The organism is Afipia carboxidovorans OM5, assembly GCF_000218565.1.
In the GTDB taxonomy this organism is placed as follows: domain Bacteria; phylum Pseudomonadota; class Alphaproteobacteria; order Rhizobiales; family Xanthobacteraceae; genus Afipia; species Afipia carboxidovorans.
The window spans coordinates 777,068-790,684 of sequence record NC_015684.1 but is presented as its reverse complement, the minus strand read 5'-3'; the positions used below and the strand labels follow the sequence as shown (position 1 = coordinate 790,684).

General features: G+C 63.4%; 12 protein-coding genes. 4 read left to right on the top strand and 8 right to left on the bottom strand.

Going from position 1 to position 13,617, the window contains the following annotated elements; all coding sequences use genetic code 11:
* The first annotated feature begins 87 nt into the window (after positions 1 to 87).
* The 4 genes from OCA5_RS03750 to OCA5_RS03735 all read left to right on the top strand — a co-directional run bounded on the left by OCA5_RS03750 (position 88) and on the right by OCA5_RS03735 (position 5,561).
* Positions 88 to 1,566 carry a D-alanyl-D-alanine carboxypeptidase family protein gene (locus OCA5_RS03750; protein ID WP_012564506.1) on the top strand — a complete coding sequence of 493 codons (1,479 nt, stop codon included), beginning with the start codon at positions 88 to 90 and terminating at the stop codon, positions 1,564 to 1,566.
* Between the two features lie 284 nt (positions 1,567 to 1,850).
* The gene (locus OCA5_RS03745) at positions 1,851 to 3,533 is read left to right on the top strand and encodes a long-chain-fatty-acid--CoA ligase (RefSeq protein WP_013912849.1); all 1,683 of its coding nucleotides are present in this window, start codon (positions 1,851 to 1,853) and stop codon (positions 3,531 to 3,533) included.
* A complete protein-coding gene (locus tag OCA5_RS03740; protein ID WP_012564508.1) occupies positions 3,530 to 4,084 on the top strand; it encodes a DUF924 family protein in 555 nt (184 codons plus the stop codon). Before OCA5_RS03745 ends, OCA5_RS03740 begins: the two co-directional genes overlap by 4 nt.
* A gap of 100 nt (positions 4,085 to 4,184) precedes the next feature.
* Positions 4,185 to 5,561 (top strand): lipopolysaccharide biosynthesis protein, encoded by a 1,377-nt coding sequence (locus OCA5_RS03735; protein WP_012564509.1) that lies wholly within the window; start codon positions 4,185 to 4,187, stop codon positions 5,559 to 5,561.
* 181 nt (positions 5,562 to 5,742) lie between these two features.
* On the opposite strand, the gene OCA5_RS03730 is transcribed toward OCA5_RS03735, so the two are convergent.
* The 8 genes from OCA5_RS03730 to cysG form a co-directional block, all read right to left on the bottom strand.
* Positions 5,743 to 6,531: a 3-hydroxybutyrate dehydrogenase gene (locus tag OCA5_RS03730; RefSeq protein WP_012564510.1), complete on the bottom strand. Its 789-nt coding sequence runs from the start codon at positions 6,529 to 6,531 to the stop codon at positions 5,743 to 5,745.
* A gap of 97 nt (positions 6,532 to 6,628) precedes the next feature.
* Positions 6,629 to 7,132 (bottom strand): CAP domain-containing protein, encoded by a 504-nt coding sequence (locus tag OCA5_RS03725; protein ID WP_012564511.1) that lies wholly within the window; start codon positions 7,130 to 7,132, stop codon positions 6,629 to 6,631.
* A gap of 270 nt (positions 7,133 to 7,402) precedes the next feature.
* Positions 7,403 to 8,449, bottom strand: a complete 1,047-nt coding sequence (locus tag OCA5_RS03720) for a sulfate/molybdate ABC transporter ATP-binding protein (protein ID WP_012564512.1) — start codon at positions 8,447 to 8,449, stop codon at positions 7,403 to 7,405.
* A complete protein-coding gene (gene cysW, locus OCA5_RS03715) occupies positions 8,439 to 9,317 on the bottom strand; it encodes a sulfate ABC transporter permease subunit CysW (protein WP_012564513.1) in 879 nt (292 codons plus the stop codon). Before cysW ends, OCA5_RS03720 begins: the two co-directional genes overlap by 11 nt.
* An 8-nt stretch (positions 9,318 to 9,325) precedes the next feature.
* On the bottom strand, positions 9,326 to 10,162 hold the full coding sequence (cysT, locus tag OCA5_RS03710) for a sulfate ABC transporter permease subunit CysT (protein ID WP_041559609.1): 837 nt from the start codon (positions 10,160 to 10,162) through the stop codon (positions 9,326 to 9,328).
* 75 nt (positions 10,163 to 10,237) lie between these two features.
* Positions 10,238 to 11,227 carry a sulfate ABC transporter substrate-binding protein gene (locus OCA5_RS03705; RefSeq protein WP_012564515.1) on the bottom strand — a complete coding sequence of 330 codons (990 nt, stop codon included), beginning with the start codon at positions 11,225 to 11,227 and terminating at the stop codon, positions 10,238 to 10,240.
* Between the two features lie 118 nt (positions 11,228 to 11,345).
* On the bottom strand, positions 11,346 to 12,095 hold the full coding sequence (locus OCA5_RS03700; protein ID WP_012564516.1) for a phosphoadenylyl-sulfate reductase: 750 nt from the start codon (positions 12,093 to 12,095) through the stop codon (positions 11,346 to 11,348).
* Entirely contained in the window at positions 12,092 to 13,516 is a 1,425-nt protein-coding gene (gene cysG, locus OCA5_RS03695) for a siroheme synthase CysG (protein WP_012564517.1), read from the bottom strand. The genes OCA5_RS03700 and cysG overlap by 4 nt, the downstream gene beginning before the upstream one ends.
* Between the last annotated feature and the right edge of the window lie 101 nt (positions 13,517 to 13,617).

Below are 13,617 nucleotides of genomic sequence, written 5' to 3'. Positions count from 1 at the left end.
GGCACCGTTCCATCCTGACAGGGCCTTCACAGAACCGGGCCTTTTCTCGCGCCCGTCCATTGGCGCATCAACGAACCGGACTTCAGCGTGACTGATCTTGCTCTTCGTCATTCCGGCGCGTTTCGCATTTGGCTGATCGCAATCGCCGCTGCGCTGTCGTTGTCGCTCTGGGCGCGCCCCGCGCAGGCCGAAGCCTATCTCCTGATCGATGCAAGCTCCGGCAAGGTGCTGCAGGCGACCAACGCGACACAGCCGTGGTATCCGGCGTCGCTCACCAAGATCATGACCGCCTATGTCACGCTGTCGGCGGTGAAGCAGGGCCGCATCAACCTCGACACGCTCCTCACGGTGTCGCCGAATGCGCTGTCGCAGGCGCCCTCGAAGATGGGCTTCCCCGCCGGCACGCAGGTCACCGTCGATAACGCGCTGAAGATGATGATGGTGAAGTCGGCGAACGACATGGCCGTCGTGCTCGCCGAAGGCGTCGGCGGCTCGGTCGATGGTTTCAGCGCCCTGATGAACGAGACCGCACGGCAGCTCGGCATGACGCAGACGCACTACGTCAACCCGAACGGCCTGCCCGACGACCGCCAGATCTCCTCGGCGCGCGACCTCGGCATTCTCTCGCGCGCGTTCTATCGTGACCTGCCAGAGTATCAGTATTACGCGCATCTGCCCGGCATCAAATTCGGCCGTCGCATCACGCATAACTTCAACAAGCTGATCGGCCGCTATCCCGGCGCCGATGGTCTCAAGACCGGCTTCATCTGCGCCTCGGGCTTCAACCTTGTCGCCAGCGCCACGCGCAACGACCGCCATCTGATCGCCGTCGTGCTTGGCGCCTCGTCGTCGGCGCAGCGCACGGTCAAGGCCGCGCAGCTTCTCGAGAAGGGATTCAACGGCAGCAAGCTCGCCTGGCTGAAGCCCTCGCTCGGCACCGTCGAGCAGTTGCCGCCGGTCGATGCGCTGCCGCCGAACCTGCGCGATCAGGTCTGCGGGCCGCACCGCAAGCGCCCCGCCGCCGAGGATGAGGACGACGATATCGAGATCACGCTCGACAATCAGAGCGACGTCGCCAATCCGACCTACGCGCTTGCGAAGCTGCAGACCAACATCAAGGCGTCCGACATTCTCTCGGTGCCGGCCGTTCTCGCGCAGCCGGTGATCGTCTACACCGGCCCGGCGCGCACCGGCTCCGCGCTGATTGCAGCGGACGCCGAGGAAAGCGCGCGGCAGGCCGCGAGCATCGCTGCTCACAAGAAGCGCCGCAAGGCTGCGAAGACCGCGAAGAAGCCCGCCGCTCACAAGCCCGAGAAGCAGGAAGCCAAGCAGGACAGCAAGCCGGCGGCATCAAAGCACGCCGCGCCGAAACCGGCGGCATCGGGCAAGACCAAGCATGCGACGGCCTCCGCATCCGAACCTGCTGCGAAGCCCGCGGCAAAACCGGCCGCGAAACCGGCAGCCAAACCCGCCGCTCACCCGGCGCCGAAGCCGGCCGCAGCCGCTCCGGCAAAGCCGAAACCAAAGCCCACCGCCTCGCAAAAAGACTCCGCGCCCAAGACGTAAAGGGTGATTCGTCGCCATTGGATCACCCACCGGTCGTCCCCGCGAAGGCGGGGACCCGGTCTTTGAAGCATGGAGTCTTTGAAGTGTGGATTCCCGCATGCGCGGGAATGACTCGGAGAGAACTCTTCACCTGAGCGATCCGACTCTGAAATTATTCTGAGCGGGACGGCCTCGCCGACGGCGCGGCAAAATGTTGCGCGCGGCATGCGGGCACGTGGGCCATATGCCTTGCTTCGACAGGGCCGCTCTCCGATAGTCGGGCCGTCGCAGAATCGGGGGGAATGATGGAACGTGTCTGGCTCAAGAGTTATCCGCCCGGCGTTCCAGCGGAGATCGACACGAGCCGTTACGCCTCGCTGGTCGATCTGATCGAAGAGAGCCTCAAGACCTACGCTGACCGTACCGCGTTCACCTGCATGGGCACCTCGCTCAGCTATCGCGAGTACAACGCGTGTTCCGCAGCGCTCGCCGCCTATCTGCAAAGCCTCAAGCTCAGCCCTGGCGCGCGCGTCGGCATCATGATGCCGAACGTGCTGCAGCATCCGATCGCCTCAACCGCGATTTTGCGCGCGGGTTATGTCGCCGTGAACATCAATCCGCTCTACACGCCGCGCGAACTCGAAGTGCAGTTGAACGACAGCGGTGCCGAAGCGATCATCGTTCTGGAGAACTTCGCGCACACGCTGGAGAAGGTGCACGCCGAAACCGCGATGCGTCATGTCATTGTCGCAACGCTGGGCGATCTGATGGGCATGAAGGGATGGCTCGTCAATTTCGTCGTGCGCCACGTCAAGAAAATGGTGCCTGCGTTCTCGCTGCCCGGCGCGGTGGGCTTCAACGATGCGCTGACGCGCGGGTGTAAGGTGCCGTTCAAGCGGCCCACGCTCGGCCCGGACGACATCGCCTTCCTGCAATACACCGGCGGCACCACCGGCATCGCCAAGGGCGCGGTGCTGCTTCATCGCAACATCGTCGCCAACGTGCTGCAGAACGATGCATGGCTGCAGCCGGCACTGAAGAAAAAGCCCGTCGACGGCCAGTTTCTGCAGGTCTGCGCGCTGCCGCTCTATCATATCTTCGCGCTCAGCGCCTGTTTCCTGCTGACGCTGCGTGCGGGCGGCGCGAGCCTTTTGATTCCCAACCCGCGCGACATTCCGGGCTTCATCAAGGAATTGAAACGCTACCGCGTTCACAGCCTGCCCGCCGTCAACACGCTCTACAACGCGCTGCTGCATGCGCCGGGCTTCGACGAGATCGACTTCAGCGGCCTCATCGCCTGCGCGGGCGGCGGCATGGCGGTGCAGCGCGCCGTCGCCGAGGAATGGAAGAAGCGCACCGGCTGCGCCATCGCCGAAGGCTACGGCCTGTCGGAAACCTCGCCGGTGCTGACCTGCAATCCCTCCGACATCGAGGACTTCAACGGCACCGTCGGCCTGCCGGTACCCTCGACATTGATCTCGATCCGCGATGATACGGATAACGAAGTGCCGCTCGGCGAACGCGGCGAAGTCTGCGCCAGCGGCCCGCAGGTGATGCAGGGCTACTGGAACAGACCGGAGGAAACCGCGCAGGCGATGACGGCCGATGGTTACTTCCGCACCGGCGATATCGGACTGTTCACGCCTGAGGGTTATCTGCGGATCGTGGATCGCAAGAAAGACATGATCCTGGTGTCTGGCTTCAACGTCTACCCCAACGAAGTCGAGGAGGTTCTGGCAAGCCACCCCGGCGTGCGGGAATGCGCGGTGATCGGCGTGCCGGACGGCAAGTCCGGCGAGGTGGTGAAGGCTTTCGTCATCAGGAAGGACCCTGCACTCACCGAAGACGCCTTGATCGCCTACGCCGTCGAGCGGCTCAGCAAGTACAAGGCTCCGAAGCGCATCGAATTCCGCACCGAACTGCCGAAATCCAACGTCGGAAAAATTCTTCGCCGCGCGCTGCGTGACGAAGAGACTGCGAGGCAATGATCGTGACCACTCCCTTCTCTCCCGATGACGTGATCTCTTTCTGGCGCGAGGCCGGCGCGGAGCGCTGGTTCAAGGCGGACGCGGATTTCGATGCCAGCATCCGCGCGCGCTATCTCGGCCTGTGGGAAGAAGCGCGCGCGGGGAAGTGTGCGGACTGGGCTTCGAGCGCCGAAGGCATTCTCGCGCTCATCATCGTGCTCGATCAGTTTCCGCGAAACATCTTTCGCGGCAGTGCGGATGCGTTCGCCACCGATCCGCAGGCGCGCGAACTGACCGCGCAAGCGATCGCACAGGGTTTCGACCAGCAGATTCCGGCCGACCTGCGCGCGTTTGTCTACATGCCGCTGATGCATTCGGAAGACCCGAAGGATCAGCTCCGCAGCCTCGAGGTGTTCCGCGCGCTCGGCAACGCCAACAATCTCGACTTCGCGCAGATTCACGCCGACATCATCCGCAAGTTCGGTCGCTTCCCGCATCGGAACACCGTGCTCGGCCGGCAGACCACGGCGGAGGAAGCCGCCTTCCTCGCCAGCGGCGGCTTCGCGGGCTAGCCGAACCATATCTTAACGAATCCTTGCTAGCCGAAAGTCATTGCCGCTTCGCGCGGCGGATGACGCTTGGCCGCTTCCGCGGCGAAGGAACGATGGCACCTTGGCTTTCACGAACGCCGATCATCTGACGAACGATCCGTCGAGCCTGATCGACCGGCTGCGTCGTGCGGTCAGTGGCGACAGTGATACGTCGCTGACCAATCGCCTCGCCGGAACGGTGTTCGCCATTCGTGTGCTGAGCGCGGGCCTCGCCTATCTCGTGCTGATCCTGCTCGCACGCTGGATGACGGGTTCGGAATACGGCGTCTACGTCTATGTCTGGACCTGGGTGCCGCTGCTCGGCAGCGTGCTCGACTTCGGCCTCTCCGCCACCGCGCAGAAAGTGATTCCGGAATACCGCACCGACGGCAGCGTCGCGTTGCTGCGCGGTTTCCTGTTCGGCAGCCGCGCCATCGCATTCGTGGCGTCGAGCATAGTTGCCGTAGGGCTCGCCGGGCTCGTCTATCTGCTGACGCCGTGGCTCGAGCCCGAACTTCCGGCGCCGCTTTATATCGGATGCACAATCCTGCCGGCCTTTGTCCTCGCCAACATGCACGACGGCATCGCCCGCTCGCACGACTGGATGCGGCTCGGCCTGATGCCGCAATACATCGCCCGCCAGGGGCTCCTGATCGCCTTCGCCGCCGGCATGATCGGGCTCGGCATGAATCTGAGCGCAGTCGCCGCGATGGTGGCGAGCGCGATCGCGGCCTGGCTTGCGATGCTGGGTCAGATGTTCATCCTGAACCGCCGCCTGCACCATCAGGTCGTGCACGGCCCGCGCGCTTATGCGCTGGGCGACTGGCTGAAAATCTCGCTGCCGATCATGATGATGGAGAGCTTCTATCTGCTCTTGTCCTACACCGACATCCTGATGCTGCAGCACTTCCGCTCCTCGGAGGAAGTCGGCCTCTACTTCGCCGTGGTGAAGACGCTCTCGCTTGTCGCCTTCATCCATTTCTCGATCGCGGCGACGACCGCCCACCGCTTCACCGAATATTTCGCAAGCGGCAACACCGAGCGGCTGTCGGCCTATGTCGCCTATGCGATCAAATGGACGTTCTGGCCCTCGCTCGCGGCGACGCTCTTGCTGCTCGCGGTCGGCAAGCCGCTGCTATGGCTGTTCGGCCCGCAATTCACCAGCGGCTACGGCATCATGTTCGTAGCGGCGATCGGCCTCATCGCGCGCGCGGCGATCGGCCCGGTCGAGCGGCTTCTCAACATGAGCGGCCACCAGAACACCTGCGCGCTGACTTACGCGCTCGCCTTCCTGATGAATGTCGGGCTCTGCATCCTGCTGGTGCCGCGCTACGGCGGCTACGGCGCCGCGATCGCGACCTCGGCCGCGCTCGTGTGCGAGAGCATCCTGTTGTTCATCCTCACTAAGCGCAAGCTCGGTCTGCACGTCTTCGCCTTCGGCGGACGCAAGGTCTCCTGACGCTCGATTTCCAAGTACCTGGATCTAATTTACTTTTAGACGGAATCATCCACCCGTCATGCCCGGCTTTATGCCGGGCATCCACGTCTTAGGACGTTCGATAAAGCAAGACGCAAGACGTGGATGGCCGGGACAAGCCCGGCCATGACGAAATAGTATGTCCAACAAAACATAAAATGCTTTAAGCCGCGGTCCAGCCGCCGTCGATCGAGAGATTGGCGCCGGTGATCTGGCTCGCCTCGTCGCCGCAGAGATAGACCGCAAGCGCCGCGACCTGCTCGACGGTGACGAACTCCTTGGTCGGCTGCGCCAGCAGCATCACGTCCTTGATGACCTCTTCCTTGGTCATGTTGCGCGCCTTCATGGTGTCGGGCACCTGCCGCTCGACAAGCGGCGTCCAGACATAACCGGGGCTGATGGCGTTGCAGGTGATCTTGTGGGTCGCAAGTTCGAGCGCGACCGTCTTGGTGAGACCGGCAATGCCGTGCTTCGCCGCGACGTAAGCCGACTTGAACGGCGAGGCCACCAGCGAGTGCGCCGATGCGGTGTTGATGATGCGGCCCCAACCGCGCGCCTTCATGCCTGGCACCGCGGCGCGGATTGCATGAAACGCCGATGACAAATTGATGGCGATGATCGCGTCCCATTTGTCGAGCGGAAATTCCTCGACCGGCGAGACGAACTGGATGCCCGCATTGTTGATGAGAATATCGACCGAACCGAGCGTCTTTTCGCCGAGCCGAACCATCTGTTCGATCTCATCGGGCCTGGTCATATCGGCGGGCGAATGAACCGCCTTGACGCCGAACTCGCGCTCGATCCCCGACCGCTCCTTCTCGATATCGGCGGGCTCGCCCATGCCGTTCAGCACGATATTCGCGCCGGCCCGCGCGAGCGCCCGCGCATATGCCAATCCGATGCCGCTGGTCGATCCGGTGACGACCGCGGCCTTGCCTGCCAATGAACTCATGCCGTGCTCCTGCGCTCGGAAAATCTGCTTCCGAAACCGTGGAGCGGAAGCGGCGTGCCGTCAATCCCGACCGATGCAGGGGTGGTCAGCGAGATTTTTAGCGGTCCGGCGCGGCGAGGATCATGGTCCAGAATACTTTGTACTTGGAATTCGGCGCATAGACCGCCGCGATGCCCAACCGGTTCACGCCGGTCGCCAGCATGTTGGCGCGGTGCGAGGGCGAATCGCGCCAGCCGGAAAATGCTTCCGCCATGGTATGGTAGCCGGCAGAGATGTTCTCGACCGCCTTCGCGGCATTGAAGCCCGAGGCTTTGATACGCTTGCCGAGCGCGCCCGCGACATCGTGATCGAGCTTGTTCCGCGCTGCCATCGCGCGCGACTGCGCTTCCGCCGCCGCCATCAGTTCGGGATCGATCGTCACCGCGCCGAGGCCGTTGTTCTGGCGGTATTGGGAGATCATCGACGCCGCCGCGTTGGCATCCAGCCGGGCGCTGGCATTGGCCATGCTCGCATAGAACGAGGGCTGCTCGGTCGTGATATCGGCGCCGGAACAGCCCGCAAGCACGAGACAACCGAAAAGGACGACGAGAAATCGCGGCATGATGCAAAGCCCCCGGGAGAAGGCGTTCTTGCACATCAACCGTGGCTGAAAGGTGAACGGAGAGGATTTTTCCTCTTCCCAGTGATAGTGCGCTCCCTCTCCCCGTTTTTTACGGGGAGAGGGGCAAAGAGACGGTGAGGGGTAAAGGACCATGCACCCACAAAAAGGAAACAGCCCCTCACCCGGATCGCCACCATAGCGCGTCGCGAACGCGCAAATACGTTGATGGCGATCCGACCTCTCCCCGTTAGCACGGGGAGAGGTGAAGCGTCACACTCCCGCGAACAACCGGAAGCGGCGCGGCCGCAGGCCGACGATATCGCCCGGCTTGAGATCGCGGTCGCGCGGCGCATCGATCTCGATCAGGGTCTCATTGCCGCCGACATGCAGCGCGATATCCGCCCGCTGGGTCGGCCCGAAAGCGCGCACATGCTTGACGTCGCCCTCGAGCACGCCGCTGCCGGCCGGGCCGATCGCGACATCGTGACGGCGGATGAATAGTTTCGAGGGCCCGGACACACCGTTGGTGGACTGCAGGTCGAGCACCCGGTCGCCGAGGCGGATGCGTCCGTCCTGCACATCGACCGGCAACACGATGGATTCGCCGATGAAGCCATGAACGAACGCGCTCGCCGGATGGTCGTAGACCTCGTCGGGCGAGCCGACCTGCTCGATCTTGCCCTTGTCCATCACCACCACGCGGTTGGCGACTTCCAGCGCCTCCTCCTGATCGTGGGTGACGAAGATCGAGGTGACGTGAATTTCGTCGTGCAACTGCCGCAGCCAGCGGCGCAGTTCCTTGCGCACCTTGGCATCGAGCGCGCCGAACGGCTCGTCGAGCAGCAGGATGCGCGGCTCGATTGCGAGTGCGCGCGCCAACGCGATGCGCTGGCGCTGGCCGCCGGAGAGCTGGCTCGGGTAGCGATCCGCCAGCCAGTCGAGTTGCACGAGATCGAGCAGTTCCTTAACGCGGCTGCGGATCTTGTCCTCGCTCGGCCGCGTCGCGCGCGGCTGCACCCGCAGGCCGAAGGCGACGTTCTCGAACACGCTCATGTGGCGGAACAGCGCGTAGTGCTGGAACACGAAACCGACATTGCGCTCACCCGCGCCGCGCGACAGCGCGTCCTGCCCGTCGAAATGCACCGAGCCGGAATCCGGCCAGTCGAGCCCGGCGATGATGCGCAGCAGCGTGGTCTTGCCCGAGCCGGAGGGGCCGAGCAGCGCCAGCAATTCGCCGGTCTCGACCTTGAGACTGACATGATCGAGCGCCTTGAACGCACCGAACTGCTTGACGAGGTTATTGACTTCAATCGTCACGTGCGGGTCCTTCCACCAACCGGCCTTCGAGAACAGTCTTGGCAACAAGCGTTACGAGCGCCAGCAAAGCGAGCAGCGAGGCCACGGCAAAAGCCGCCATCAGCTGGTACTCGTTATACAAAATTTCCACCAGAAGCGGCATCGTATTTGTCTCGCCCCGGATATGGCCGGAGACCACCGACACCGCGCCGAACTCCCCCATCGCCCGCGCGTTACACAGCAGCACACCATAAAGAATACCCCATTTGATATTGGGCAGCGTGACGCGGAAGAAGGTCGCAAGCCCCGAGGCGCCAAGCGAAATCGCCGCCTCCTCTTCCTGCGTGCCCTGCTGCTGCATCAGGGGGATCAGCTCGCGCGCGACAAACGGGAACGTGACGAACGTCGTCGCCAGCACGATGGCGGGCGTCGCGAACAGGATCTGGATGCCGTGCTGCTGCAGCCAGACGCCGAACAGGCCCTGCGTGCCAAACAAAAGTATGAATACGAGCCCGGAGATCACCGGGCTCACCGAGAACGGCAGATCGATCAGCGTGATCAGCAGCGTCTTGCCCCTGAACTCGAATTTGGCGATCGCCCATGCCGCGACCAGACCGAACAGAAGGTTGGCGCTCACCGAGATCAGCGCGGTGATCAGCGTCAGCCGGATCGCGGCCAGCGTTTCCGAATTCGACAGCACGTCGAGATAAGCAAGCACGCCTTTCGAGAACGCGGTGGTGAACACCAGCACCAGCGGCAGCGCCACAAAGATCGACAGAAACGTGATCGCAAACGCGATGATGGCGATGCGCAGCACCCGCGGCTCCGATCGCGCCTCGGGATGCGCGAGCGGTGGGATGCGATGCGGGGCGAGAGAGAGAATGCTCATCGGCACCTTCAATGGCTTTGCGCGCCGCGGGTCTGCGCCCAGCGCTGGATTCGGTTGATGAGAAAGATGATGAAGAAGGCGACCACCAGCATCACGACCGCAATGGCGGTCGCATCGGCGTAGCGGAACTCGGAGAGGCGGATCACGATCAGCAGCGGCGCGATCTCGGAGACGTTCGGCAAATTGCCCGCGATGAAGATCACCGAGCCGTATTCGCCGACCGCGCGCGCGAAGGCGAGCGCAAAGCCGGTGAGGATCGCGGGCGTCAGACTCGGCACGATCACCTTGGTCACGATCTGCCAGCGCCGCGCGCCCAAGCTCGCGGCGGCTTCCTCCAGTTCGGGCTCGAGGTCAGCCAGCACCGGCTGCACCGTGCGCACCACGAACGGAATGCCGATGAAGATCATCGCGACGAAAATGCCGAGCGGCGTGAACGCAACCTTGATGCCGAGCCAGGCGAGCGGCGCGCCGAGCCAGCCGCGCTCGGAGAACAGCGCGCTCAGCGCGACGCCCGCCACCGCCGTCGGCAGCGCAAACGGAATGTCGACAATGGCGTCGAACAGCCGCTGGCCCGGAAAGCGGTAACGCACCAGCGCCCACACCACGATGACGCCGGCGATGAGGTTGACCACCGCGGCTGCCAACGCGATGCCGAACGAGATCGATAGCGCATGCAGTGTGCGGCGGCTCGTCACCGTCTCGATGAATTCGCCGATGCTCAGTTCGGTCGTCTTGAGAAAGAGACCCGCGAGCGGAATCAGGATCAGGATCGACAACCACGTCAACGTCAGCCCCAGCGTCAGGCCGAAGCCGGGCAGTACATTTCGTTTCGCCAAGGTACTCACGATGTTCGCCTGTTCAGAGCAAAGTGAGCTGCCGGGTCCATCTCGACCCGGCAGCCGACGCCAACTCAACGTGCTTCAGTTCTTGTAGATCTTGTCGAACACCCCGCCGTCGCCGAAATGCTCCTTCTGCGCCTTGGTCCATCCGCCGAACACATCGTCGATGGTGAAGAGATCGACCTTGGCGAAATTCGTGGCATACTTCTTGGCAATTTCCGGATCGCGCGGGCGATAGAAATTGCGCGCGGCGATTTCCTGGCTCTCCGGCTTGTACCAGTATTTCAGATAGGCCTCGGCCACGGCACGGGTACCCTTCTTGTCGACGACGCTGTCGACAATCGCGACCGGCGGCTCGGCCAGAATCGAAATCGACGGCACGACGATCTCGAACTTGTCCTGTCCGAACTCCTTGATCGCGAGATGCGCCTCGTTCTCCCAGGCGAGCAGCACGTCGCCGACGCCACGCTCGACGAACGTCACGGTCGAACCGCGCGCGCCGGTGTCGAGCACGGGCACGTTCTTGTAGATCCTGGCGACGAAATCGCGCGCCTTGTCTTCCGAGCCGTCCTTCTTCAGCGCATAACCCCATGCCGCGAGATAATTCCAGCGCGCGCCGCCGGAGGTTTTCGGGTTCGGCGTAATCACGCTGACGCCGGACTTGATAAGATCATCCCAGTCCTTGATGGCCTTCGGATTGCCCTTGCGAACCAGGAACACGATGGTCGAGGTGTAAGGCGCGGAGTTCTGCGGCAGGTCCTTCTGCCATTCCTTTTTCAGCAAGCCCTTGTTGGCGACGGCATCGATGTCGTAGGCGAGCGCCAGCGTCACCACATCGGCCTGCAGGCCGTCGATCACCGAGCGTGCCTGCGAGCCGGAGCCGCCATGCGACTGCTTGATCTCGACGCTCTTGCCGGTTTCCTTCTGGTAGGCCGCAGCAAATGCCTTGTTGAAATCCACATACAATTCGCGGGTTGGATCGTACGATACATTAAGCAGCGAATAATCGGCTGCGTGTGCGGCACCTGTAAGCAGAACTGCGGTAAGTGCCAGGAAGGTCCGACGGATCATTCAAGTCTCCTTTGAGGTGGAGCGAACGCCCACACCGATGGCGACTAGAGTCCGTGGCAAACGCTATTTCGTCAACGAAAGCGGATTTTTTTGTTAGGCACGAAGTTGGACGAACATCCTAAGAGGACTTGATGACGTGGATGCCGCATTCTGTTTTGGCTTTTCCACGCCAACGACCGGCGCGCGACTCTTCGCCGGCCTCTGTCCGGCTGGTACACGGCATGCAGCCCACCGAGGCGAAGCCGGAGGCAACGAGCGGATGCGCCGGCAGGTGCGCGTCGGTATATATCGCCTTCAGGTCATCCGGCGTCACATTGGCAAGCGGATTGAATTTCAGACGCCGTCCATCGAGTTCGACGACGGGAATCGCGGCACGCTCACCGCCCTGAAAACGCTTGCGGCCGTTGAGCCACGCCTCGAACGGCGCGAGCGCCCGAATGAGCGGTTCGACCTTGCGCAGGTAACAGCAGCGATCCGGATCGGAGAACCACAGATCGCGCTCCGCATCCTCGCGCGCGAGGTCATCCGGTAACGGATGGATCGTGCGCACGTCGCGCAGGCCGAGATACGCGGCGAGCGTATCGCGATAGGCCAGCGTCTCCTCGAACAGCCAGCCGGTATCGAGAAACACGACCGGGATCGCCGGATCGACATCGGCGGCATATTTCAGCAGCGCCGCGGATTCAGTGCCGAACGACGACACCAGTGCAAGCTTGTCGCGCCCGACGGCTTCGATCGCGGCACGAATGATTTCGCCGGGCGGAGCATCGCGCAATTCGGACTCGAGCGTCGCGACCTCCGCCGCCGACCATGCATGATCCGTCACCGCGACCGATGACTTGCTATCGACCAGATCAGGAGAGGTCATGCCACCGGTTCCAGCACGCGGGTGTCGCGCCGTATATCCTCAAGTTCGCGCACCACGCGCGGCCACGGCAACCCGTGCGAGACCACGTCACCGATGATGAGGATCGCGGGGCCGCCATCGATTTTCTCAACCAGATCGGGCAATTCGCTGAGCGTGCCGACCACGGCCCTGGCATCGGGGCGCGTCACCCGCGCGAACACGCCGACCGGCGTTTTCGCCGAGCGCCCTGCCGCCAGCAAGCCTGCGCGGATCGCCGGCGCAGCGGTGATGCCCATATAGACGACGATCGTCATGCCGGCGTCGGTCAGGAGCGACCAGTCCACCGCCGCGGCATCATGAGTCTTGTGCGCGGTGAGGAAGGTGATGCGCGTCGCCTGCTTGCGAAACGTCAGCGGCACCTCGAACTGCGCCGCCGCGCCGATGCCCGCACTGACGCCGGGGATCACACTGTAAGCAACGCCCGCTTCGCGCAGCGCCGCGACTTCCTCGCCGCCACGGCCGAAGATGAAAGGATCACCACCCTTGAGCCGCACCGCACGCTTGCCCTCGCGCGCGGCTGCGATCAGCAGCGCGTTGGTCGCGTCCTGTCCCATGCCGGGTTTGCCAATGCGGCGGCCGACCGAGACACGGGTCGCATCGCGGCGCGCACGGTCGAGCACCTCAGACGAGACCAGATCGTCGTAGAAAATCACGTCGGCATCCTGCAGCGCGCGCAATGCCTTTACCGTCAGCAGGTCGGGATCGCCCGGTCCCGCGCCGACCAGCGTGACGAAGCCGCGCTCGGCTGCGTAACTCTGCGGGTCGCGAATGTCGCGCAACGCGCGTTCCGCCTCTTCCGTGCGGCCCGCGAGAACCAGCGCACCGATCGGCCCGTCGACAATGCGCTCCCAGAACGTGCGCCGCGACGACATCTGCGGCAGCAGTTTCTGCATCGGCTTGCGCCAGCGGCCGATGAATGCCGCAAGATCGCCGATGCGCGCGGGCAGCACGCTTTCGATCTTCTCGCGCACCCGCCGCGCCACCACCGGGGAGGCACCGCCGGTGCCCACCGCGACGACGACATCGCCGCGATCGACCACCGCCGGAAAGATGAAACTGGAATGCGCGATGTCATCCATCACGTTGACCGGGATGCCCGCCGCCCGCGCCCGGCGGGCCACGGTTTCACCCAGTTCCCCCGCCCCGGCGCAGAGAATCGCGATGACACCATTCAGGTCGGCTGATAAAGGATCGCCGGCGCGTTCGACCCGGACCGCAGCCTCGTCATCGAGGCCGGCGTCGTAGTCGCCATCCACGGCAAACCACCTCACCCGCGCTCCCGCTGACAACAGCAGCCGCAGCTTTGCCCGCACCAGATCGCCTGCGCCCACCAGAAGAACGGGCCCGGTTTGAAGGTCGAGAAAGATCGGCAGGTAGCGCATGGCAACTCGGAGTTGAGATTCTTCGATTGACTAGAATTAATTTCTATATATGTATCTTCTAGATGCTTCAAACAGAAATTAATTCTCCTATAAAGCCATCC